The following is a 21,203-nucleotide window of genomic DNA, read 5'->3' on the forward strand; positions in this document are numbered from 1 at the left end:
CGCCGTGGCGCAGGACGTCATCGCGTGGCCACTACGGCGCCGGCGGGGCGCAAAAGTGGACGGACTCGAGGTCCTCCACCGTGGAACCCCAATCGCACGGCGGTAGGTTCCGCAGGTCGCGCACCGGATCGGCTACGGTGTGGCGAAAGCGAATGGGATGGGTGTCGATGGTGAACCACCGCACAGGACAGTGCACGACCCTGATGGTGACGCTCGGACTGGCCGTGGCCGGCTGCGGTGACGGCACCGACGAGCTGCCGGCCTTCGACTCCCTGGATGCCACTTATCAAGCCGTCGACGAGGTCGTGGACTGCTCCGAGGACGCGCCGGAGCCGGCCGTGAAGTTCCCCGGGTCCGGCAAGGACACGGGCGAATCGGTGATGTGCACCAGCACGGTCGAAGTGCTCTGGTTCGACAGCGACGAAGCCCGCGAGGACGTCTACGACCTGCTCGCCGACACCGCCGGGGCAGCCGGTTCGGTGTACTTCGCCGAGGGTCGCAACTGGTTCGTCGTCGACGGCGCCGAAGTGATGGTCGGAGCGGTCCCCGAGCGGAGGATCGACATGGAACAGCTCGCCGATGCCCTGGACGCCCGGTACACGGTGGAGCAATAAGGCCGCCCTCCGGCGGCTCGGGCTGGTGGGGAGAGTTGACCACAGGCACCGACGCAGACCACGAACGGATCGAGGTACCCCTATGGCAACCGTCTCAAACCGGCTCATCGCCTACGGAGCCGTCACCTGCTTGGCCGGGATCCTGTTCAGCATGGTGGCCACGACCCTGGTGGGCTCGCTCTACGAGGCCCTTCCACCGCAGACCGTCATCGCCGGGGCGATCATCGAGTTCGTCACCACGCTGGTCGGTGTCTGTCTGGCGCCGCTGGGCACCGCCCTCATCGCTGTCGGCATCGCCCTGCGAATGCTGGACGGCAAGTTCGACTTGGCTCATCTCACGAGGGAATAGGCCAAAACCGTCAGCGCCCCCATGGGTGCTGGCCGTGGTGTATCGGTTGATCAGCCGCGAAGCGCGACAGGAGAAGACTGTGCAAGTGTTTCGCTTTATACTCTGCGTGTTTCTGGCAGTGCTGCTGGGGATGCTCTGGGGGGTCTGGAGCTATAGCTTCTCTCTCTACATGCATGCCGAGGACCTTGGGGTTCTCTCCAGTCCCGAGCTCATGGACCTGGTGACGGGCGTTCCGCCGCAGATCAAGTCTCAGGTAATCGCAGCACTGGTCGGCGGCGGCATCTGCCTTGTCCTGCTGGTGGGCTCCTTCATCCCTCGCCCGGCTGGGCGCCGCACCAGCTAGGCAGCTTGAGCAACAGCGCACCCCGAGGAACCCCTACCGCAATGCCTGCATGCCTGCATGCCTGCAGCGTGAGACAGATATCCGACTGACGGGGGTCACTTCAGTCGGTTCCCCGCGACCGATCATCCCATCGGTCTACCTAACCAGCTCACCGATTCACAGGAGAGGCCCGGCCGGGGGGCATCACCCACGACAGGCGGTAGCGCACAAGAGAGGACCACACGCGTTATGTCGCGCGTGAGAGGATGCCAGCACCAGAATGAAATGGGAAGTCCGACTATGTCGCGCAAGGCCGTACAACGGTGGATCTTCGGCGTAGCAACCGCGCTCTTCCTGGCCGCGGGCGTGCTCCAGCTCTTCCACGGGCTCCCGCTCGGGTGGGCTGCCGTCGTCTCCGCCGCTCTGATAGGTAGTGGTCTCGCTCTGGCGGTAATGATCCGCTGGGGCCGGTTGCTTTCCGTGCGGGGGCTGATGACAGGCATCGTGTGGCTCTTGGCCATGCTGTTCGAACTCATTGGCCGCGGCTACGCCTTTTCTTATGCCGGCTGGGCCGTCGGCATCACTACCGCCACATACTTCTTTTGGCAGGACTACCAAGACGACCGAGCAGGCTATGAACTGAACGAGTCCACCGGATCACAAGACACGCTCTACCAGTACTTCGTTAGGGCGACGCGGCTCCATGGCATCAGGGCGGCATGCGAACTAGACAGGTACTTCCAGGGCAGAATGGTAGCAGCATGGACGTTGTATGGCCCCCGGTGATCGCAGGGCCTGTTCTGATCCTCATCGGTCTAGCGATCATCAAGTTCCGAAAGGAGCTGCTGTCCGTGATCGTGGAGGGGCAACGGATGATGCATGGCCAGCGAGTCGGTCAGTTCTTCGCTAAGCACGCCAAGCCGTCCGCGATGCTTTATCCCGGCGTTGGCGCCATCCTTCTGGGCGTCATCATGATTTTGGCCGGCTTGTTCATTCCGCCCGCGATGTGGTGAGGGGCCTCCCGGGACTGATACACGATCAGGCGACGACCTGAGCTGCCTTGCTCGTAGGGCAACCCCTAATGCATTCTCTACCGGGGCAGGTGTGGTCAGGTGATGCCCCAACGCGGAGTGAATGGCCCCATCTCGACCTCGTTGACGACGTCATGCCTTCGCGCGTCCGCTGGACCAGAGGTGACGTCCTTATGCGATGGCTGACCACAGCAGCAGGAGCACACTGGCCGGAGCGAAAACGCCGGCTAGAACCAGGGGAATGCGAGAGAACCTTTGATACTCCCGGGCATAGAAGGCCTCTAATTCCTCGCTGTAGGTGCCCTCAAAACGCCGGATGACCGTCCCCAGAACCGAGCCGACGAAAACGCGAGTGACGCACAAGTAGAGGACCAATTCGATTCCGGCACCCAGCAACAGGCCATAGGCCAGGAAGTCGGGAAACTCTTGGACTTCCTCATAAACCATCCGGGTCGCCACGAATACAGCGAAAATCGCTACGAACAGGGTCGGGCCCCAGATCATCACCCGAGCTCCCTCGATGGGGCGATCCACCGCCACCTCAGGGTCCCGGCTGTGCCCGGCCCGTGGAGCAGTAGGTCTGGCCCAGCTCTTGAAGATGATGGTCAACACGAACACGAACATCAGGCCGGTGACGATGATGTCGAGTACTTCCACGGCGCCCTTTCGTCGCCCTCCAGAGAATCTAAGGGCATCCTCCATTCTTACCGCAGGGTAGACATATCAGGCACCTCGAGCTGTCCATACTTTTGCAGAAACAGTGCTCGCACCATCAGCCCCTTCTCGTTCCCGGGCAGCTTGGCACCCTATCCCCCAAAGCGCGGGAGGTAACCCTCACTGCAACCTGCTTGGCCGGGGCTAAGGACCTTCATCGGAGGATCCCCTGTGACCGGCCTCGCGTTGTGATCGCAAATGTGTGTCTGGCGGTCGACCACCCTCGTTGGTAAGCAGGAAGCACCCGGCCGGGCACGGGAAAGGATCCACAGACGGGCGCTGCACATCGGTCCCGGCCCGCGGTACCCGTCACCACCAACCCTTTGGAGGCCGCCATGCAGGAGACCAATGTTCCGCCGTCCCGCTTCCGGTGGTCGGCGCTGCTGTGGTTCCTCCCGGCAGCGCTGGTCCTCCTGGCGGTCGGTATCTGGGCGGAGAGGCCCTGGTGGGCATTGGCCCTGTGGGTAGCCATTCCCGTGGTCTTCGGCGTGGTCATCGGTGTCCTCGGCGGGCGGAGGACCTCCGCCCCGGACCACGCATACGGCATCACGTCCCAAGGTGCGCGCAGCCAGGGCCGGCTCGAGGTGGACGTGCCGGTGGAGCAGGTGATGCTCAACCTCCGGGAGACCGTCGAGCAGTTGCCGCGGTACACCCTGGTGGAGCTCTCAGGCGTCCAGGCGCAGCTGACGGCCCGAATGAACATGAAGAGCTGGGGTGAGCGGATCACCCTCCGCTTTCACCCGCTCGATCCGACCCGCATCAAGATCGAGGCGCTGTGCGAACCCCGCCTGGGAACCACGATGGTCGACTATGGGCAAGGCGCCAAGGATTTGCGCACTGTGCTGGGCGCGATCGAACAGCGCATTCCCGTGACCGGCACATCGCGTGGCAGTACATGAGGAACTTGATCTGGGGCTATTAGCGAGTGGCGGGGTCTGATGGATCCTGGGTACCACTAAGACCCGGAACATGCACAGAGGGATTGAGACATTTGGAGGTGGTCCGTGGTGAAGCGCCAAAGGGGGACAACCCTGCGCCAGAGAGGTTGGGGGTTGGTAGCTATGTTTTCCGTACCGCTAGTAGCGCTCACGGGAGGTGGGGTCTATTTGGTTGCCACGGACAAAGGATGGGGCGTGCTTGTTTGTGCCCTGGTGGGCTGGATAGGGGTGGCGATGACGGCTTACGACGTCGAGCGGAAGTCTCGCCGAGGCCACTGACCGGAAGTACGCGGTGCCGGGCTTCCTGTTTTTTACTGGGCTCTGTCTTCCAACCGATGCGACATTACGTGGCAACTGAGGACCAGTCTCACATCCGTTGGTCAACGGATTCGTGCTCTTCTACGCTCTCTAATTCGCAGGACACGTCCCAGATCATGAGTTATTTAGGGAGCTTCCGCAGAATTCTCATGCGGACGCACTCAACATGCTAAATATGCATCTGTCGAGGGTGAGACCAATTCGCAGACATGCACGCATGAGGGACCCCTCCCACTGCGGGACTACATCACGATTTGGAGGCAGGAAACCGAGTGGGGTTGATGCCCGTATGCCCCGCCCGCAAGGGGGTGCCCGCACAGGTACGGCATGCGCAACACTTTAAGGGTGAGCGGGAAGAGAATCGGCTACGCCCGCGTCTCCACCATCGAGCAGGACCTCACCGTCCAACGTGAAGCCCTGCAACACCTGGGCGTGGCCGAGGAACGGATCTACGTCGACCACGGCCTGACCGGGGCGCACCGGTCCCGCCCGGGGCTGCGCGAGGCGATGGCCGCCTGCTGGCCCGGGGACACGCTGGTGGTCACCAAGCTCGACCGCCTCGCCCGCTCGCTGCCCGATGCCCGCGACATCGCCGACGAGCTCACCGGCCGGGGAGTGACCCTGTCACTCGGTGGCAGCGAGTACGACCCCACCGACCCGGTCGGGCGGTTGCTGTTCAACGTGCTGAGCATGGTGGCGGAGTTCGAATCCGACTTGATCCGGATGCGCACCCGCGAGGGCATGGCCATCGCTCGGGCCAAGGGCCGGCTGCGCGGGCGGCAGCCGAAGCTCTCCGCGCTGCAGCGCCGGCACTTGATGTCCCTGCACGAGAAGGGTGAGCACACCCAGGCGGAGCTGGCGGAGTTGTTCGGGGTGGCCCGTTCCACGGTCTACCGCACGATCCAGCGAGAGCTGGCCAAGCGCACCAGCTAAAGCATCACACCACCGTGGCGGGCAGCTCCCGAATCCGCCGATAGAGCGTCGCCCGAGACATTCCGAGGTCCCGTGCGACCTGGGTGGCCGGCTCCCCGGACTCGATCAGCCGCAGGGCGTTGCGGATCTGGGAGTCCGTGAAGGTCTGACGCCGCCCACCGAGGTCTTTGCCGGCAGCCCTGCGCTTGGCGACCGAGTCGGTAATCCGTTCCCGCTTGATCTCCAGTTCCATCTGGGCCAGCGCGGCCATGACGGTGAAGACCATCGAGCCCATCGGGGTCGCGGTGTCCACGTCTCCCCCGCCGAGGTTGAGTACCCGCAGACCGGCACCTCTCCCCCGCAGTGCTTCGGCGAAGGCCAGCATGTTCTGCGTCGACCGCCCCAACCGGTCCAGTGTGGTGATGACCAATGTGTCGCCCTCCTCGAGAGCGGTCACCGCCTTGTCGAACTGTGGACGTGATCCCCGCCCTCCAGACACTCCATGGTCGGTATAGACGTCATCGCGCCGAACACCCGCGGCCAGTAGGTCAGATACTTGACGGTGTGCATCCTGTTGCCGCGTTGACACCCGGGCATACCCGATGAGCTTCCCCACGTCCACCTCATCTGTCTCGCAACTAACGTTGAGTATCCAATTCTAGAGGCATGGATAAAGCACAAGGATGCGAGACGGGCAGAACCGCGGAAACATGCGGGCGCAAATTTTTCCGACGAGACGTCTCGCATCCCATAGCTTGAAAGACGGACAACTCGTCGTGCATCGCCATCTAGTGAAGTGACTTCATTATGAAGTATGCTCATTGAGTCGGAGTCTCATTGGCCGCTACACCGCGCTCCTGGACCGGGACCGTATGCGGTTACGACGGGGGCGGGTTTAGGGCTGACTTCGGTGCAGTCATCAGCGCACGACTCGAGGAGGACTTCCCGTGACAACCGACACTGGTTCCCGCCGCAACACCGAACTCGTTCGTTCCGCCTTCGAGCTCCTCAACGCACACGATGTGCGGGCCTGCGCCGAGCTGCTGGCTGAGGACTTCATCATCAATCTGGCCGGGATGCCGTACCAGCAGCACGGACGGCAGGCATGGCAGACGAATGTGGAGATGATGCTCAGGGCCTTCCCCGATCTCCACGCCGAGATCCTGGACGTCTTCGGCGAGGAGGACCGTGTCGCGGTGCGTCTGATGTTCCGCGGAACCCACCGCGGTGAGTTCCAGGGGGTAGCCCCCACCGGACGGGAGGTGCGCTACGGCAGCATCGAGCTGTACCGGGTGACCGACGGGCGCCTGGCCGAGGAGTGGATCGCCTCGGACATTGAGACCCTGATGCACCAGATCATCGCCCCCCCACCCGAGGGCTCCCCCGCCGGCGGCAACACCAGGAGCTGAAGCAATAAGCAGCGTCCCGGGCACTGGCCGCACCCTGGACGCAGGATTCAGATGTGCTGGCGCACCGCGGACATGAAGCCTTTGACCTCATCGGCGTGGAACCGCAGCACATCCACCGTCTCCACTCCTTGCGGCAACCGGACCCGCAACGGTCGGGCCAGCACGACTTCGAAGTTGGTGGCCTGCTGCATCCACAGGGACAGAACCCGGCCGTCCGCGGTATCGGCCATCTTGGCGGGCCTGCTCACCTCGCTCACCTGCTCCACCCGGGCTACAGACTGCACCGCCTCCCAAGGGACCGCGATGTCGATCTCCGCCCCCTCGCGCACCCGGATGCCCTCCGGCCCCACCGCATGGGGACGAGTGAGGTACCCGAGAAGCAGACCGAGCATCCACAGCAGCCCCCAGATGCCCACCACCAGCAGCGGGATGCGCACCAGCGGCCACTGCTTCACCAGCAGATCCACGGCCACCAGCTCGATCGCCGAAGCGACCAGGAAGCCGATCAGCAAGGGCAGCACCGGCTGGTGGTAGGTGAACCCGATCGCCCCGGCTGGGACCCGGGGCCGGCGGAGAACGAAGCGGTAGATGCTGCGCCAGACGGCGATCTCCATCTGCACGGCCCGCCGTCCGAGATAGACCGCTCGGCGCCGCCAAGACTGCTGAACCACCGCCGTGGTCGCACTCATCACCCGGCCTCCGACCCGCCGGCAGAAGCCTCGGCCACCACGCCGTGCAGTCGCTGCAGCACGTGCGCGAGCCCTTCCTCCAGGGCACCCGCTTGCTCGGGGCCCAGCCCGGTCACCAGCTGCCGGGCCAACTCCTGGTGCTCGGCCTCCATCCTCGCCATGGCTTGTGCCCCGCGGTCGGTGAGCGTGACCAAGAACGCCCGCCGATCCCCCGGATGCGGCTGGCGCTGCACATACCCGGCCCCTTCCAGGGCATCCACCAGACCCGAGACATTGCGGGCACTGACCTGCAACACCTCTGCCAGAGCCTGCTGGGTGGACGGCCCCCTCCGGTGCAGCTCCCACAACAGATGAGTGCGCGCCGTGGTCAATCCCGTGCCCTCGAAGGCACGAGACATGTCCTGCTGCAGCACAACGGTGACTTCAAGGAGCTGGTCCAGGATTCGGGTGGCATTCGTCATACCGTTACCCTACTTCACATTTACGCGACTTCACCACTTGAAGCGCGGGTGGGCGAGAGGGCCATCAATATTCCTGGGGGAAGCGCAATCCCACATCCACTCCATCCGAAATGGGAATCGGGAGCCCTATTCACGAGACGTCTCGCAACCCATAACTTGTGCTCCATCAGCTGGTCTGTCGAAGGCGTTTCGTTCCGGAGGCCCACACGTCCGATCCATCCCGATTCAAAGCCGCACGCTCGGCCACGAGACGGGCTAGGCGGAAACTGACGATGCTCGTGCTGACATGGCGTCTCATCGCCTCATCTGCGCTCGTCCTTCCCCGTGCGACTGCGATGAGGACCTTCTCCTCGCGGACTGTCTGGGCCCCTGCGGTTCGAACCGTCGCGCGATAGCGCGCGTGAGGCAGCCGACGAGGTCGTCTGCGGTGCCGCTCCCGGTCGAGCGGACCCTGTCGGAGCAGGCACGGGCACCCGGGCCGGTGGGGAGAGAAACGACGACCTCGTGACGGAGTCGGATTCGCCCACCGGCAGCCGCCGCTGACGAGGCGATGCCGGTGCGTTCTGCCGGATCCGGTGACAGAGGGAGTGAACGGGGCAGCAGCGGCGGGTCAGGTCCGCAGGTGGTCGAGCAGGGCGTGCACGATGGGCAGGTCGGCCGGGATCCAGGGGAGGTCGAGGGCGCCGCGGGCGTCCCCCAGCGGGAGCCAGCGCACGGCGAGGTGGTCCTCCCCCATCACGGGCCCCGGGCGGCCGCCGGCCGCCACGGCGGTCCAGACGCGCATCGCCGCGGTGTCCGTGAGCGGCCAGCCCTGGGCGTGCGGGCCGCGCACCTCCGCGAGGAGCTCGACGGCCACGCCGAGCTCCTCGGCGCACTCCCGCACGAGGGCCTGCTCGCAGCTCTCGTCCGGCTCCTGCTTGCCGCCCGGGAACTCCCACAGGCCCCGCAGGGTCTCGGGGTAGGCCCGCTGGGCGGCGAGAAAGGCCGTGGGGCGCTCGGCGTCGTCGAGCAGGGCGGCGCCGACCACCTGGGTGCGGTAGGCGACGGGCAGCGGCGCGGTCATCGGCTCAGCGCCCGCCGTCGGGCGCGGGCCGCCGCTGGGCGCGGGCCGAGGCGTAGAGGCAGACGGTGGCGGCGGTGCCCACGTTGAGGGACTCCGCCCGGCCGTGCACCGGCACGGCGACGCGGTGGTCGGCCAGCGCCTTCTCCTCGGCGGAGAGTCCGCGGGCCTCGTTGCCGAACAGCCACACGGTGGGCCCCGCCAGGTCGTAGCCGGCGCCGACGCCGTCCGCACCGGCGGCGCGGGCGGCCGAGGCGTCCTGGAGCCGGTCGAGGTCGACGTCCCCGTGGCCGTCGGCGGCCAGCACACCGCATCCGGCGGCGCGGGCGGCGCCGAGCAGCGCGGGCAGGTCGGCGCCCACGACCACGGGCAGGTGGAAGAGGGAGCCGGCGGTCGAGCGCACGGTCTTGGGGTTGTAGACGTCCACGCTGCCGGCGGTGAGCACCACCGCGTCCGCCCCCGCGGCGTCCGCCGCCCGCAGCACGGTGCCGGCGTTGCCGGGGTCCTGCACGCGGGCGAGCACGGCCACGAGCCGGGGCCCGGCGGCGAGCACGGTCCCGAGGTCCGCGTCGAGGGGCCGGCACACGGCGACGACGCCCTGCGGGGTCACGGCGTCGCTCATGGCGGCGAGGACCTCCCGCGTCACGAGGCGCACGAACACGGAGCGGTCCCCGGCGACGTGCTCCAGGAGCTCGGCGATGTCGGGGTGGCGGCCCAGGGCGTCCTCGGTGACGTACACGGCGTCCACGCAGGGCGACCCGAGGTGCCGGGCGAGGGCCTCACGGGCGTTCTGCGGGCCCTCGGCGAGGAACAGTCCCCGCTTGGCACGCGCGGAGCGCCCGGCCAGTCCCGCGACGTCCCGGACCCGATCGGCTCGGGGGTTGGACATCGGCTGGGCGGCCAGGCGCTCCGTGAGGTTCACTGCTCCGACTGGGATCAGGCGGCGGCTTCGCGCGGCGCGGAGGTGTCCTCCGGCAGGGCCTTCTTGGCGATCTCGACGAGGCCGGCGAACGCCTTCTCGTCGTTGACGGCCAGCTCGGCGAGCATGCGGCGGTCGACCTCCACCTCAGCGGCCTTGAGGCCCTGGATGAAGCGGTTGTAGGTCAGGCCGTTGGCGCGGGCCGCGGCGTTGATGCGCTGGATCCACAGCCGGCGGAAGTCGCCCTTGCGCTTCCGGCGGTCGTTGTAGCTGTAGACGAACGAGTGGGTGACCTGCTCCTTCGCCTTCCGGTACAGGCGCGAGCGCTGGCCGCGGTAGCCGGAGGCCTGCTCGAGGACGACCCGGCGCTTCTTGTGGGCGTTGACCGCCCGCTTCACACGTGCCACGTGTGTACTCCTTCACTTCGGTCCCGGACCGTGGGCCCGGGAGGTCAAATCTGTGCGGGGCGGGGAGGCTGGCTCCCCGGAGGATGCGAGGGGACTACTTGCCCAGCATCTTCTTGATGACCTTGGCGTCGCCGGGGGCCACGATCTGGTCGGAGGCCAGGCGACGGGTCAGCCGGGAGGACTTGTGCTCCAGGTAGTGGCGGCGGTTGGCCTGCTGGCGCTTCACCTTGCCGGTACCGGTGAGCTTGAAGCGCTTCTTCGCCCCGCTGTGGGTCTTCATCTTCGGCATGTGGGCCGCTCTCCTTACGATTCTTCCGGTGGTGGCCACCGGAGGGCACGACGACGTCCGTCGCACCTCTTCGGCGCCCCCGGGCGCAGCCGGGGCCGGCTGCGCCCCGCGGGGCGTTGTCAGTACTGCTCCGCTCGCGCGGAAGTCCTTGCGGGGCTCAGGCCCGGGGCCCGGGCCTGGCGCCCGGCTTGGGACCGGGGCGGGGTGCCTTCGGCGTCGCCGCCGGGGCCTGAGGCGCAGGGGCCTGGGGAGCCGGCGGCTTCGGGGCGGCCTTCGGCACCGAGGTCTCGACGACCTCGGGCTCGGGGGCCGGTGCCGTCTCCTCGACCTCGGGCTCCGGGGCGGCCTGGGGCGCCGGGGTCTCGACGACCTCGGGGTCGGGTGCCGTCTCCCGGGCCGCGGGCGCCGGGGTCTCGACGACCTCGGGTTCCGGGGCCGGTGCCGTCTCCTCGACCTCGGGCTCCGGTGCCTGCTGCTGCACCGGCTCCTCGGCCTGCCCGGCCCGGTCGCGCAGCTCGGCCGGGAACGCGTCCCCGATCGACTGGGTCACGGGCGCGGCGGAGGAGGTGTCGACCTTGTCCTTCGCCTTGCGCTCGTTGTCGGCCTTCGCCTCGTCGCGCTGCTTCTGGCGGCGCGCCTCGGCCTTGGCCTCGGCCTTGTTCTTCAGCGGGCCCACGACCATCACCATGTTGCGGCCGTCGACCCGGGGGCTCGACTCGACCGCGCCGACCTCCGCGACGTCGTTCGCGAAGCGCTCGAGCAGGCGGACGCCCATCTCGGGGCGCTGCTGCTCGCGGCCGCGGAACTGGATCATGGCCTTGACCTTGTCGCCGGCCCCGAGGAACCGCTTGGCGTGGCCGACCTTGGTCTCGTAGTCGTGGGTGTCGATCTTGAGCCGGAACCGGACCTCCTTGAGGACCGTGTTCGTCTGGTTCTTGCGCGACTCCCGGGCCTTGACGGCGGCTTCGTACTTGTACTTGCCGAAGTCCATGAGCTTGGCCACCGGCGGCTTGGCGTTGGGCGCCACCTCGACCAGATCGAGATCCGATTCGCGGGCCAGCCTCAGTGCGTCCTCGACGCGGACGATGCCGACCTGCTCGCCTGCGGGTCCGACGAGACGGACTTCGGGGACTCGGATTCTGTCATTGATTCGTGGATCGCTAATGCCGTGCTCCTGAAGTTCTGCGTGATCGCCCGGAGGTCTCCGGGGACCTCATGGTCCGGTCCGCAACGAACAAAAGCCCCCGCTGCGGTCGGCAAGCGGAGGCTCATCGGTGCGGCACCCATGGGGTGACGCGCTGCATGACGGAGCGGACGCGGGATGTCCCGGCCGTGCCGTCGTGCGGACGATGTCGTCGCGGACCCGGCAGCCGTGGGCCGGTCCTCCGAGAGGCTCGGGCTCCGTGGCCGGCGCGGGTGGGAGTCTCCTCCACTTGCACACTGCGGACCATCCTAGCCCATGGGCGGCGGGTTCGGGAAACGACGGTCACACCGGCGTCTCACTCGTCCTCGGTGGTGTGCAGGGCCCGGCGGGCCGAGAGCAGCTCCGTCTCCGGCCGGGCGGCCACGAAGCGCTCGACCTCGTCCAGCACCTCGACGATGCGCGCGGCGTCCGCCGCGACCACGGCGGTGCCCACCAGGGTCCGGCGGTGCAGCTCGAGGTGGCCGACCTCCGCGGCGGTCACCGGGAAGCGGCGGCGCAGCTCGGCCACGAGCGGCCGCACCACGGAGCGCTTGCCCTTGCGGGAGTGGACGTCCCCCAGGAGCACGTCGAACTCGATCCACCCGATCCACACGGCGCCCTCGCCTCCTTCCGGCCGGGTCCGGCCCTCCCTGCAGGATAGGCCGGGCGGTCCCCGGCGGTGTGGCAGAGTTGGACCATGACTTCCGAGCACACCTTCCGCTTCGACGACGACGACGCCGCACGCTCCGGCGCGGACATCCCCCGGGAGACGGTCCAGGCCGTCGACGAGCAGATGCGCGACATCGCGGAGGTGCCCGCCATCGAGGTCATCACGACCGCGGCGGTCCACCTCATGAGCGCGGCCGCCGTGAAGTGCGGTCTCGCCGCGGGCGAGGACGCCGACGAGCTCAAGGACCTCGACGAGGCCCGCAAGCTGATCACCGCGCTGGCCGGGTTCGTGACCGCCGCCGCCCCGGAGATCGGCTCGCAGCACGCCGCTCCGCTGCGCGACGGCCTGCGCACCCTCCAGCTCGCGTTCCGCGAGGCATCGCGCTACCCGGACGCCCCGGGCGCGGGCCCCGGCGAGAAGTTCACCGGACCGGTGAACTGAGCGGACGCCGGCGCACCGTCCGACGCGGGCCGGTCCGGGTGCCCCCGGGTCAGCCCGCCGTCGTGAGCCGCAGCTGCATCGAGTCCACGTCCTCCGCGAGGGCCGGCTCGACGCCGAGCCGGGCCTGGAAGCGGGCGACGACGTCGTCCAGCTGCGCCCGGTCCAGGCCGGCCCGCAGGGACAGCACGACCGCGAGCTCGGGCCCCGCCCCGCCGCCCTGGACGACCGCTCCGTCCGCGGCGCGCACGGCCACCCCGTCCCCGGGAGCCGTGCCCACGGCGAGCACGCCGGGCAGTCCGCCGGCGCAGCGCCGGACGGCCTCCGCGACCGCCGGGCTGCGGTAGGAGGGCGTCCAGGGCCTGTCCTGGGCCAGTGCCCAGAGGGCGGGGCGGCGCACGGCGAAGGGGAGGTCCGTCCCGGGGTCCAGGACGAGCAGCTGGGTACCGTCCTTGACCGCGGCCACGGCGGCCCGGCGGACGTCCGTGGCCACGGGCCGGGCCTGGCCGTGCCAGCCCGCGAGCGCCGCCGTGGAGGTGAACACGGGCAGCACCTGCCGGCCGTCCGCGGCACGCAGGGACACGAGCGCCATGTCGGCCTCCTTGTCGGCCACGAGACCGTCCGGCGTGAGCGTCGAGGCGGAGACCTCCGCCACGACGGGCACGAACACCCGGGTCCCCACGAGCGCGGCGACCACGGAGGCCTCGTCCCCCGTCCCGGCGCGCAGGGCGTCGAGGGCCTGCAGGACGGCCGGGGCGGCGGCGCCGTCGTCGTCGGGGAAGCGGTGGGTGTGGCTGGTGCCCTCCCCCAGGTCGCGACCGGCCCAGGCCTGGCCGCCGGTGTCCTCGGTGCCGCCCGCCCCCGCGAGCTGGGCGGCGATGTGGGCGGGCAGCGGCCGCTCCGTCACAGGGCTCCCGGCCGGCCCGCCACGTCGAGGGCCTCTTCCAGGGTGAACCGGCCCGCGTACAGGGCCTTGCCCACGATCGCTCCCTCGACGCCCGAGGGCACGAGGGTGCGCAGGGCCGCGAGGTCGTCGAGGGAGGAGATGCCCCCGGAGGCGACCACGGGCTTGTCGGTGCGGGTCGCGACCTCCTGCAGCAGCCCGAGGTTGGGGCCCTTGAGGGTGCCGTCCTTGGTGACGTCGGTGACGACGTAGCGGGCGCAGCCGTGCTCCTCGAGGCGGTCCAGGACCTCCCAGAGGTCGCCGCCCTCCTGGGTCCAGCCGCGGGCGGCGAGGACGGTCCCCCGCACGTCGAGGCCCACCGCGATGACGTCGCCGTGCTCGGCGATGACCTTCTGCGTCCACTCGGGGTTCTCGAGGGCCGCGGTGCCCAGGTTGATCCGTGCGGGGTCCAGGGACAGGGCCCGCTCGAGCGAGGCGTCGTCGCGGATGCCGCCGGACATCTCGACCTTCAGCGCGAGCTCGGCGGCCACGCGGCGCAGCACGTCGATGTTGTCGCCGCGGCCGAAGGCGGCGTCGAGGTCCACCAGGTGGATCCACTCGGCGCCGGCCTCCTGCCACGCGAGGGCGGCCTCGAGCGGGTCGCCGTAGCCCGTCTCGGAGCCGGCCTCGCCCTGGACGAGGCGCACGGCCTGGCCGTCCGCGACGTCGACGGCGGGCAGCAGCTGGAGGCGGGGGGTCTCGCTCGGGGACATGGGGTCTTCCTTCTCGGGGTTCGGGGTTCGGGGTCTCGGACAGGAGGGCGGGGTGCTCAGCGGCCCTGGAACCAGGCGTACCAGCCGTAGCCCACCATGGCGGCGGCCGTCAGCGCCAGGAGCACGACCGTCCAGCGGGGCTTCGCCTGCTGGTGGAAGGAGATGGCGCCTCCGGCGACGAACGCGCCGAGCACCATGACGACGACGGCGAAGCTCACGCGGCGCCGTCCTGGTCCGCCAGCGTGGGCCGGCCGGCCAGGGTGTCCCCGCCCAGGGGGTCGCCGGCCTTGAGGTGGTCCAGGCGACCCGTGCGCGGCAGGGTGCCCAGCCAGTTGCGCAGCAGCCGGATGCCGGCCTCGGAGGACTTCTCCGGGTGGAACTGGGTGGCGCACAGGGCGCCGTTCTCGACCGCCGCGACGAACCGCCCGCCGTGGTCCGACCAGGTGACCTGCGGCGGCCGCATCTTCTCGATGCTCTGCGGGAAGTCCCACGCCTGCACGCCGTAGGAGTGCACGAAGTAGAACCGCTCGTCCTCGATCCCCCGGAAGAGCACCGAGTCCTCCGGCGGCTCCACCGTGTTCCAGCCCATGTGCGGGACCACGTCGGCCTTGAGGCGCTCGACGACGCCGGGCCACTCGCCCATGCCCTCGGCCTCCTGGCCGTGCTCCACCCCGGACTCGAAGAGGACCTGCAGGCCCACGCAGATGCCCAGCACGGGGCGGCCGCCGGCCAGTCGTCGGCCGATGAGGCGGAGCCCGTCGACGGAGCGCAGTCCGTCCATCACGGCGGCGAAGGCCCCGACGCCCGGGACCACGAGGCCGTCGGCGTCGAGCACCGCCTCGGGGTCGGCGCTGAGGACCACGTCCGCGCCGGCGGCCTCGAGCGCGCGCACGGCCGAGCGCACGTTGCCGGCGCCGTAGTCGAGGACCGTGACGGTCGGCCGGGTGCCGCCGTCGGTCGTGGCGGTGCCGTCGGTGCTCACAGGGCTCCCTTCGTGGACGGGATGCCGCGCACCCGGGGATCGGGCTCCACGGCCTGACGGAGGGCGCGGGCCAGGGCCTTGAACTGGGCCTCGGCGATGTGGTGGGGGTCCCGGCCGGCCAGCAGCGTGACGTGCAGGCAGATGCCGGCGTGGTGGGCCAGGGACTCGAAGACGTGCTGGACCATGGAGCCGGTGAAGTGCCCGCCGATGAGGTGGTACTGCTGGCCCTCCGGCTCGCCGGTGTGCACCGCGTAGGGCCGGCCGGAGATGTCGACCACGGCGTTGGCCAGGGCCTCGTCCAGCGGGACGGTGGCCTCGCCGAAGCGGCGGATCCCGGCCTTGTCGCCCAGCGCCCGGCGCAGGGCGTCGCCGAGGACGATCGCGGTGTCCTCGACGGTGTGGTGGACGTCGATGTGGGTGTCGCCGGTCGCCCGGATCCGCATGTCGATCAGCGAGTGCTTCGACAGGGCGGTCAGCATGTGGTCGTAGAACGGCACGGAGGTGTCGATGTCGTTCTCGCCGGTGCCGTCGAGGTCGATCTCGACGGACACCGTGGACTCGCTCGTGCGCCGCTCCAGGGTGGCGCGGCGGGGCGCACGGGTGGTGGTCTGGTCGCTCATTCGGTGGGAACTCCTCGCGGGCGCGGCACGGCCGTCGGCGGGCCGCGGGTGGACCGGTCCGGGCCGCGCGGCGGCGCCCCGGGTCCGGTGGTGGTGGTCTGCTTCCATGCTATCCGGGTCGGGGGGACCCCGGCCCCGGGTCCCTCAGCCGCCGGAGACGATCCGCTCCACACTGGTCAGGAACGCGGTGGTCTCGTCCTCGGTGCCGGCGGTGACGCGCAGGTGGCCGGGGATCCCGACGTCCCGCACGAGCACCCCGTCCTCGAGCAGCGCCTCCCACACGGCCCGGGAGTTCCCCATGCCGCCGAAGAACACGAAGTTCGAGTCGGACTCGGCCGGCTCGAGCCCGAGCCGCTTGAGCTCGTCGACGATCCGGTCGCGCTGCATCTTGATGTCCTCCACGTTGGCCAGCAGCGACCCCGAGTGGCGCAGCGCCGCCAGGGCCGTGGCCTGGGTGACGGCCGAGAGGTGGTACGGCAGCCGGACGAGGCGTACGGCGTCGGCGACCTCGGGCGCCGCCGCGAAGTAGCCCAGGCGGGCGCCGGCGAGCGCGAACGCCTTGCTCATGGTGCGGGAGACGATCAGGCGGGGCCGGCCCTCGAGCAGCGTGAGTGCGGTGGGGGTGCCGCCGTGGGAGAACTCGGCGTACGCCTCGTCCACCACCACGACCGTGCGGAACTCCTCCCCCGCCTCGTACACGGCGGTGACCACGTCCGTGCCCAGCGCCGTGCCCGTCGGATTGTTGGGCGAGCAGAGGAAGACGACGTCCGGGCGGTGCCGGCGCACCTGCTCGGCCGCGGACTCCGTGGACAGGCCGAAGTCCGCCGCACGCTCCCCCGCCACGAAGCCGGTGTGCGTCCCGGAGGCCAGCAGCGGGTACATCGAGTAGGTGGGGACGAAGGTGAGCAGGGTGCGGCCGGGACCGCCGAAGGCCTGCAGGATCTGCTGGAGGATCTCGTTGGAGCCGTTGGCCGCCCACAGGTTCCCGGGCCCGAGCCCGTGGCCGAGGTACGTGGCGAGCTCCTCGCGCAGGGCGGTGAACTCGCGGTCCGGGTACCGGTTGAGGGCCCGGGCCGCCTCGGTGACCTCCTGCACGATCGCCGCGTGCACGTCCGCCGGGACCGGGTGGGTGTTCTCGTTGGTGTTGAGCGCCACGGCGACGTCGAGCTGCGGAGCGCCGTACGGCGTCCTGCCGCGCAGGTCGTCGCGGAGCGGGAGGGCGTTGAGTCGGTCCAGGTTCTGCGTCACCCGGACAGTTTAGTGCTCCGGCCGGGTGCCTCGGCCCAGGGACCTCGTCCGGCTCGTGCCGGGCCTTCCGCCGCGCCTGTCTGCTCCGGCCGTCGCCCCCTGCACCGGCCGTCGTCCGCTGCGCCGGCCATGGCCCACCACGCCGGCGGGCCTCTGCTCCGGCAGCCGGCTCCGGCGCCCTGTGCCGGCGCGGGCCCTGGCCTCCTGCTCGGGGCGGGCGGCTCAGGCGGCCGGGACCTCGAGGAGCTGGCCGGCCACGAGCACGGAGCTGTCCAGGTCGTTGAGCTCCACGATCTCGTCCATGACCTCCCGCGGGTCCCGGTCCGGGTCGGCGGTCACGGCGAGCTCCCACAGGCTCTGCCCGGGGAACACGGTGGTCTGCTCGGTGCCGGAGCCCGGCACGGGCTCGCTCGTGGCGGTGGCCGTGGACGGGACGAGGAAGATCACGGCCAGCACGACCAGGGCGGCGGAACCGGCGAGGACGGGCAGTCCCAGGAACACGAGGCGGCCGCGGCGGGTCAGGGTCAGCGGGGTGCGGGAGCCGGAGCGCGCGGGGCGGGCCCGCCGGAGGGCGCGGCCGAGGCCTCGGGCGGATCCTGCGGACTCGCGGCGGCGGGCGACGACGGCGCTGAGGGTGGCACTGGCACTCATGACATGAACTCCTTGACGTTCCCGCACGGGGCGGGCGATCTCGAACTCCGGTCCGGTCGACGGCCCGTCGGGGCCTGCATTCGATCGAACATACTTTCGAATACCGATGACCCATGTCTAGCACGTGTCTGCGAACCCTGTCGACAACCGCTCGTACATATGTTTGAAGACACACGGCGTGTCGCCTAGGCTGGGGGCATGTTCGGGCCTCGGGCCGGTGCGCGCTTCGAACCCCCGGCGCCTGCCGACCGGGTCCCATGGAACCACCCGGGTCCGACATCGGAACCGGGTCCGCGCACACCGGCGGCGGCACCGGCCGCCGGACGGGAAAGGACGACGCTCCCATGGCCCAGCCCCCCACTCCCGACGACGCCCGCGCGCGGACGGCACGCCCCGGAGCGCGCTCGCGCAGCCGCGGCCTCACCGTGCGGCAGCGCACGATCCTCGAGGCCATCCAGCGCTCCATCGCCGAGCACGGCTATCCGCCGTCCATGCGGGAGATCGGTGACCTCGTGGGCCTGGCCTCGCTCTCGAGCGTCACCCACCAGCTCTCGCAGCTCGAGAAGCTGGGCTACCTGCGCCGCGATCCCAAGCGTCCGCGGGCGATGGAGGTGCTCACGCCCCTGCAGCTGCACGGGGGCACCGCACCGGAGCCCTCCGAGCCGCCGCGCGGGGCCGGCGCGGCCGAGCCGGACGGCTCCGCCCGCCCTGCCGCCCGTTCCGCGGTGGCCGAGCTGTCCACCTCCGCGGACGTGACGATGGTCCCCCTGGTCGGCCACATCGCCGCGGGCGGGCCGATCACGGCCGAGCAGGCCGTCGAGGACGTCCTCGCCCTGCCGCGCCAGCTGGTCGGGCACGGCGAGCTGTTCATGCTGCGGGTCAAGGGCGACTCGATGATCGACGCCGCGATCTGCGACGGCGACTGGGTGGTGGTGCGCCGGCAGAGCGCCGCCGACAACGGTGACATCGTGGCGGCGCTGCTCGACGACGAGGCGACCGTCAAGACCTTCCGCCAGCGGGACGGCCACACCTGGCTGCTGCCGCAGAACACGCGGTACGAGCCGATCCTCGGCGACCACGCCACCGTGATGGGCAAGGTCGTCTCGGTGCTGCGCAGCCTCTGACCCGCCGCACCCCGGGCGCCCGGACCCTCCGACGGAGGGCCCGGGCGCCGTTGCGTCCGGCCCGGATCGTCCCGGCGCAGGTCTCCCCCGGGACAGGTCTCCCCCGGCGGACTCGTCCTCAGCCCGAGGACAGGCGCTGCAGCGCCCCGAGCACCACGGACCGGTCCGTGGTGGTCCACAGCGGCGGCAGGGTTCCCCGCAGGAAGCCGCCGTAGCGGGCGGTCGCGATCCGGGAGTCGAGGATCGCCACGACACCGCGGTCCCCGCCGGCACGGATGAGCCGCCCGGTCCCCTGGGCGAGCCGCACCGCCGCGTGCGTCGCGGAGACGGACATGAACCCGTTGCCGCCCGCCCGTTCCGCGGCGCGGCTCCGGGCGCTCGCGAGCGGGTCGTCCGGCCGCGGGAAGGGGATCCGGTCGATCATCACCAGCCGGCACGAGGCACCGGGCACGTCGACGCCCTGCCACAGGCTCATCGTGCCGAAGAGGCTGGTCGCGGGGTCGTCGGTGAACTCCTGCACGAGTCCCGCCAGCGAGGACTCCCCCTGGCAGAGGATCGGCAGGTCGGTGCGCGCGCGGAGGGCCTCGGCCGCCTCCTCCGCCGCCCGGCGGGAGGAGAAGAGCCCCAGGGCGCCACCCCGCGAGGCCTCGAGCAGCGCCAGCATCTCGTCCAGCTGGGCCGGGGTGAGGCGGCGGCCGGGCTTCTCCAGGTGCTTGGCGAGGTAGAGGATGCCCTGTCTCGGGTAGTCGAACGGGCTGCCGACGTCCACGCCCTCCCAGCGCGGGGCGCCCTCGCCCCGGAGTCCCAGGGCGCCGGCGGCGGAGTCGAAGGACGCGCCGACGGACAGGGTCGCCGAGGTGAGGACCACGGTGCGGCCGTCGAAGAGACCCTCCCGCAGGGTGCCCGCCACGCTCAGCGGCGCCACGTGCAGGGTCGCCGGGTCGGAGTCCTCGGCGGCGACGTAGCCGCGGCCGGGCTCCCAGCCGCCCTGCCGGGAGATCCACAGCACCTCACGGTGCTCGTCGGCGGCGAGGATCCGCTCGGCCAGGTCGAGGACGTCGCTCACCCGGGAGCGGGCCATCTGCCGGCCGGCGTCCCCGTCCTTTTCCCCGGCACCGGCCTTGGACTCGGTCATGACGGTGCGGGCGGCGTCCCGGATCTGGGCCACCGCCGCCGCCTGGGCGTCCTCGAGGCCCCGGTGCAGCAGCTCGGCCGGCGCGCCCATCAGGGCGGCCTCGAGATTGGCGGCCCCGGCCGTGAGGGAGTCGGGGCTCGCGGAGGTGTGCTTGCGCACCGACGCGGCCGCCGAGCGCACCATCGCCGCGGAGAGCTGGCCGGTGACGGCGCCCGTCACCCGGTCCTGGAGCTCGTGGGCCTCGTCGATGACCACGACGTCGTGCTCCGGCAGCACGGTGATCCCCTCGAACGCGTTGATCGCGAGCAGGGCGTGGTTGGTGATGACGATGTCCGCTTCGCCGGCGCGCTGCTTCGCGAGCTCGGCGAAGCAGTCCTCGAAGAGCGGGCAACTGCGCCCCAGGCACTCCTTGGCCGTGACCGACACCTGACGCCAGGCGCGGTCGCTGACGCCCGGGAGCACCTCGTCCCGGTCCCCCGTCCCGGTGGACCGGGCCCACTCGCGCAGCCGCTGGACCTCCTGGCCGAGCCGCCCGGGGTTCTCGGCGGCCTCCGGCTGCGGGGCACCGGGGTGCGGGGCGGCGTCGGGCAGGGCGAAGAGCGCTCCCGGATCGTCGTCGGAGGGATAGCCGCCCTCGAGCTTGTGCAGGCACGCGTAGTTGCTGCGGCCCTTGAGCAGCGCCACGTCCACGTCCCGCTCCAGCTCGCCCTCGAGGGCGGCCAGCAGGCGCGGGACGTCCCGTCCCACGATCTGCGACTGCAGGGCCAGCGTCGCGGTGGCCACGACCACGGGCTTGTCGGCGTGCTGGGCGTGCTCGACGAGCGGGGCCAGGTACGCGAGGGACTTGCCGGTGCCGGTGCCCGCCTGGACCAGCAGGTGTCGCCCGCGGTCGAGGGCCTCGGCCACCTTGGCCGTCATCAGGCGCTGCCCGTCCCGCACCTGCCCGCCCATCGCGGTCACGGCGGTGTCGAGCAGGGCCAGCGCGTCCTGCGCCCCGGGCAGCGTCTCGGGGCGCACCCCGGAGACGTCCTGCCCGGACTCGTCCACGAAGGCGGCCGGCACGG

The 21,203-nt window shown here is 70.4% G+C and carries 28 protein-coding genes; 10 read left to right on the plus strand and 18 right to left on the minus strand.

The genetic code is table 11. The annotated features are described in order from the left end of the window. Positions 1-161: 161 nt before the first annotated feature. The 5 genes from ACH9D3_RS05395 to ACH9D3_RS05415 all read left to right on the plus strand — a co-directional run bounded on the left by ACH9D3_RS05395 (position 162) and on the right by ACH9D3_RS05415 (position 2,298). Entirely contained in the window at positions 162-614 is a 453-nt protein-coding gene (locus ACH9D3_RS05395; protein ID WP_396410153.1) for a hypothetical protein, read from the plus strand. A gap of 82 nt (positions 615-696) precedes the next feature. Continuing rightward, positions 697-963 (plus strand): hypothetical protein, encoded by a 267-nt coding sequence (locus ACH9D3_RS05400; protein WP_396410154.1) that lies wholly within the window; start codon positions 697-699, stop codon positions 961-963. A 106-nt stretch (positions 964-1,069) separates the two neighbouring features. After that, positions 1,070-1,306 (plus strand): hypothetical protein, encoded by a 237-nt coding sequence (locus tag ACH9D3_RS05405; protein WP_396410155.1) that lies wholly within the window; start codon positions 1,070-1,072, stop codon positions 1,304-1,306. Positions 1,307-1,585: 279 nt separating this feature from the next. After that, positions 1,586-2,071: a hypothetical protein gene (locus tag ACH9D3_RS05410; protein ID WP_396410156.1), complete on the plus strand. Its 486-nt coding sequence runs from the start codon at positions 1,586-1,588 to the stop codon at positions 2,069-2,071. Then, entirely contained in the window at positions 2,047-2,298 is a 252-nt protein-coding gene (locus tag ACH9D3_RS05415) for a hypothetical protein (RefSeq protein ID WP_396410157.1), read from the plus strand. The genes ACH9D3_RS05410 and ACH9D3_RS05415 overlap by 25 nt, the downstream gene beginning before the upstream one ends. Before the next feature lie 189 nt (positions 2,299-2,487). On the opposite strand, the gene ACH9D3_RS05420 is transcribed toward ACH9D3_RS05415, so the two are convergent. After that, positions 2,488-2,973 (minus strand): hypothetical protein, encoded by a 486-nt coding sequence (locus ACH9D3_RS05420; RefSeq protein WP_396410158.1) that lies wholly within the window; start codon positions 2,971-2,973, stop codon positions 2,488-2,490. Positions 2,974-3,365: 392 nt separating this feature from the next. On the opposite strand from ACH9D3_RS05420, the gene ACH9D3_RS05425 reads away from it, so the two are divergent. After that, complete coding sequence (locus ACH9D3_RS05425) at positions 3,366-3,929, plus strand: hypothetical protein (protein ID WP_396410159.1); 564 nt, start codon at positions 3,366-3,368, stop codon at positions 3,927-3,929. A 702-nt stretch (positions 3,930-4,631) separates the two neighbouring features. Next, positions 4,632-5,219, plus strand: coding sequence for a recombinase family protein (locus ACH9D3_RS05430; protein WP_396410160.1), 588 nt, complete (start codon positions 4,632-4,634; stop codon positions 5,217-5,219). Between the two features lie 4 nt (positions 5,220-5,223). Here ACH9D3_RS05430 and ACH9D3_RS05435 read toward each other — a convergent pair whose 3' ends face one another. Continuing rightward, on the minus strand, positions 5,224-5,814 hold the full coding sequence (locus ACH9D3_RS05435; RefSeq protein ID WP_396410161.1) for a recombinase family protein: 591 nt from the start codon (positions 5,812-5,814) through the stop codon (positions 5,224-5,226). A gap of 331 nt (positions 5,815-6,145) precedes the next feature. On the opposite strand from ACH9D3_RS05435, the gene ACH9D3_RS05440 reads away from it, so the two are divergent. Next, positions 6,146-6,607, plus strand: a complete 462-nt coding sequence (locus ACH9D3_RS05440; RefSeq protein ID WP_396410162.1) for an ester cyclase — start codon at positions 6,146-6,148, stop codon at positions 6,605-6,607. Between the two features lie 47 nt (positions 6,608-6,654). Here ACH9D3_RS05440 and ACH9D3_RS05445 read toward each other — a convergent pair whose 3' ends face one another. The 8 genes from ACH9D3_RS05445 to ACH9D3_RS05480 all read right to left on the minus strand — a co-directional run bounded on the left by ACH9D3_RS05445 (position 6,655) and on the right by ACH9D3_RS05480 (position 12,228). After that, complete coding sequence (locus tag ACH9D3_RS05445; protein WP_396410179.1) at positions 6,655-7,221, minus strand: hypothetical protein; 567 nt, start codon at positions 7,219-7,221, stop codon at positions 6,655-6,657. A 74-nt stretch (positions 7,222-7,295) separates the two neighbouring features. After that, a complete protein-coding gene (locus ACH9D3_RS05450) occupies positions 7,296-7,757 on the minus strand; it encodes a MarR family transcriptional regulator (protein WP_396410163.1) in 462 nt (153 codons plus the stop codon). Positions 7,758-8,367: 610 nt separating this feature from the next. Further along, a complete protein-coding gene (locus ACH9D3_RS05455) occupies positions 8,368-8,820 on the minus strand; it encodes an NUDIX domain-containing protein (RefSeq protein WP_396410164.1) in 453 nt (150 codons plus the stop codon). A gap of 4 nt (positions 8,821-8,824) precedes the next feature. Beyond that, on the minus strand, positions 8,825-9,739 hold the full coding sequence (locus ACH9D3_RS05460; RefSeq protein ID WP_396410165.1) for a TrmH family RNA methyltransferase: 915 nt from the start codon (positions 9,737-9,739) through the stop codon (positions 8,825-8,827). Between the two features lie 14 nt (positions 9,740-9,753). After that, positions 9,754-10,143 carry a 50S ribosomal protein L20 gene (gene rplT, locus ACH9D3_RS05465; protein WP_396398927.1) on the minus strand — a complete coding sequence of 130 codons (390 nt, stop codon included), beginning with the start codon at positions 10,141-10,143 and terminating at the stop codon, positions 9,754-9,756. 94 nt (positions 10,144-10,237) lie between these two features. Continuing rightward, positions 10,238-10,432: a 50S ribosomal protein L35 gene (gene rpmI, locus ACH9D3_RS05470; protein WP_017832891.1), complete on the minus strand. Its 195-nt coding sequence runs from the start codon at positions 10,430-10,432 to the stop codon at positions 10,238-10,240. Positions 10,433-10,589: 157 nt separating this feature from the next. After that, positions 10,590-11,597 carry a translation initiation factor IF-3 gene (gene infC, locus ACH9D3_RS05475; RefSeq protein WP_396410180.1) on the minus strand — a complete coding sequence of 336 codons (1,008 nt, stop codon included), beginning with the start codon at positions 11,595-11,597 and terminating at the stop codon, positions 10,590-10,592. A 334-nt stretch (positions 11,598-11,931) separates the two neighbouring features. Continuing rightward, positions 11,932-12,228 carry a DUF503 family protein gene (locus ACH9D3_RS05480; protein ID WP_396410166.1) on the minus strand — a complete coding sequence of 99 codons (297 nt, stop codon included), beginning with the start codon at positions 12,226-12,228 and terminating at the stop codon, positions 11,932-11,934. Positions 12,229-12,312: 84 nt separating this feature from the next. On the opposite strand from ACH9D3_RS05480, the gene ACH9D3_RS05485 reads away from it, so the two are divergent. Then, on the plus strand, positions 12,313-12,726 hold the full coding sequence (locus tag ACH9D3_RS05485) for a DUF1844 domain-containing protein (RefSeq protein WP_396410167.1): 414 nt from the start codon (positions 12,313-12,315) through the stop codon (positions 12,724-12,726). 49 nt (positions 12,727-12,775) lie between these two features. Here ACH9D3_RS05485 and ACH9D3_RS05490 read toward each other — a convergent pair whose 3' ends face one another. The 7 genes from ACH9D3_RS05490 to ACH9D3_RS05520 form a co-directional block, all read right to left on the minus strand. Further along, positions 12,776-13,630, minus strand: a complete 855-nt coding sequence (locus ACH9D3_RS05490) for an SseB family protein (protein ID WP_396410168.1) — start codon at positions 13,628-13,630, stop codon at positions 12,776-12,778. Beyond that, positions 13,627-14,379, minus strand: coding sequence for a bifunctional 1-(5-phosphoribosyl)-5-((5-phosphoribosylamino)methylideneamino)imidazole-4-carboxamide isomerase/phosphoribosylanthranilate isomerase PriA (gene priA, locus ACH9D3_RS05495; protein WP_396410169.1), 753 nt, complete (start codon positions 14,377-14,379; stop codon positions 13,627-13,629). Before priA ends, ACH9D3_RS05490 begins: the two co-directional genes overlap by 4 nt. Before the next feature lie 56 nt (positions 14,380-14,435). Next, a complete protein-coding gene (locus ACH9D3_RS05500; protein WP_396410170.1) occupies positions 14,436-14,597 on the minus strand; it encodes a hypothetical protein in 162 nt (53 codons plus the stop codon). After that, positions 14,594-15,361, minus strand: a complete 768-nt coding sequence (hisH, locus tag ACH9D3_RS05505; protein WP_396398933.1) for an imidazole glycerol phosphate synthase subunit HisH — start codon at positions 15,359-15,361, stop codon at positions 14,594-14,596. Before hisH ends, ACH9D3_RS05500 begins: the two co-directional genes overlap by 4 nt. Beyond that, on the minus strand, positions 15,358-15,981 hold the full coding sequence (gene hisB, locus ACH9D3_RS05510; protein WP_396410171.1) for an imidazoleglycerol-phosphate dehydratase HisB: 624 nt from the start codon (positions 15,979-15,981) through the stop codon (positions 15,358-15,360). Before hisB ends, hisH begins: the two co-directional genes overlap by 4 nt. Positions 15,982-16,125: 144 nt before the next feature. After that, the gene (locus tag ACH9D3_RS05515; RefSeq protein ID WP_396410172.1) at positions 16,126-17,229 is read right to left on the minus strand and encodes a histidinol-phosphate transaminase; all 1,104 of its coding nucleotides are present in this window, start codon (positions 17,227-17,229) and stop codon (positions 16,126-16,128) included. Positions 17,230-17,451: 222 nt separating this feature from the next. Further along, positions 17,452-17,880, minus strand: a complete 429-nt coding sequence (locus tag ACH9D3_RS05520) for a LysM peptidoglycan-binding domain-containing protein (protein ID WP_396398936.1) — start codon at positions 17,878-17,880, stop codon at positions 17,452-17,454. Positions 17,881-18,224: 344 nt separating this feature from the next. Between ACH9D3_RS05520 and lexA the strand changes: the two genes are divergently transcribed. Beyond that, positions 18,225-19,004, plus strand: coding sequence for a transcriptional repressor LexA (gene lexA, locus ACH9D3_RS05525; protein WP_396410173.1), 780 nt, complete (start codon positions 18,225-18,227; stop codon positions 19,002-19,004). A 118-nt stretch (positions 19,005-19,122) separates the two neighbouring features. On the opposite strand, the gene ACH9D3_RS05530 is transcribed toward lexA, so the two are convergent. Beyond that, entirely contained in the window at positions 19,123-21,201 is a 2,079-nt protein-coding gene (locus ACH9D3_RS05530; RefSeq protein ID WP_396410174.1) for a helicase C-terminal domain-containing protein, read from the minus strand. Between the last annotated feature and the right edge of the window lie 2 nt (positions 21,202-21,203).

The organism is Kocuria kalidii, assembly GCF_044462225.1.
GTDB classification, from domain to species: Bacteria; Actinomycetota; Actinomycetes; order Actinomycetales; family Micrococcaceae; genus Kocuria; species Kocuria kalidii.

Excerpts from the sequence above, each read along its gene's own strand:
- ACH9D3_RS05485 (WP_396410167.1), top strand. The coding sequence starts at position 12,313 with ATGACTTCCGAGCACACCTTCCGCTTCGACGACGACGACGCCGCACGC.
- hisB (WP_396410171.1), bottom strand. The coding sequence starts at position 15,981 with ATGAGCGACCAGACCACCACCCGTGCGCCCCGCCGCGCCACCCTGGAG.
- ACH9D3_RS05400 (WP_396410154.1), top strand. The coding sequence starts at position 697 with ATGGCAACCGTCTCAAACCGGCTCATCGCCTACGGAGCCGTCACCTGC.
- ACH9D3_RS05450 (WP_396410163.1), bottom strand. The coding sequence starts at position 7,757 with ATGACGAATGCCACCCGAATCCTGGACCAGCTCCTTGAAGTCACCGTT.
- priA (WP_396410169.1), bottom strand. The coding sequence starts at position 14,379 with ATGTCCCCGAGCGAGACCCCCCGCCTCCAGCTGCTGCCCGCCGTCGAC.
- lexA (WP_396410173.1), top strand. The coding sequence starts at position 18,225 with ATGGCCCAGCCCCCCACTCCCGACGACGCCCGCGCGCGGACGGCACGC.
- ACH9D3_RS05455 (WP_396410164.1), bottom strand. The coding sequence starts at position 8,820 with ATGACCGCGCCGCTGCCCGTCGCCTACCGCACCCAGGTGGTCGGCGCC.
- ACH9D3_RS05415 (WP_396410157.1), top strand. The coding sequence starts at position 2,047 with ATGGACGTTGTATGGCCCCCGGTGATCGCAGGGCCTGTTCTGATCCTC.
- ACH9D3_RS05445 (WP_396410179.1), bottom strand. The coding sequence starts at position 7,221 with ATGGAGATCGCCGTCTGGCGCAGCATCTACCGCTTCGTTCTCCGCCGG.
- ACH9D3_RS05520 (WP_396398936.1), bottom strand. The coding sequence starts at position 17,880 with ATGAGTGCCAGTGCCACCCTCAGCGCCGTCGTCGCCCGCCGCCGCGAG.
- ACH9D3_RS05425 (WP_396410159.1), top strand. The coding sequence starts at position 3,366 with ATGCAGGAGACCAATGTTCCGCCGTCCCGCTTCCGGTGGTCGGCGCTG.
- ACH9D3_RS05410 (WP_396410156.1), top strand. The coding sequence starts at position 1,586 with ATGTCGCGCAAGGCCGTACAACGGTGGATCTTCGGCGTAGCAACCGCG.
- rpmI (WP_017832891.1), bottom strand. The coding sequence starts at position 10,432 with ATGCCGAAGATGAAGACCCACAGCGGGGCGAAGAAGCGCTTCAAGCTC.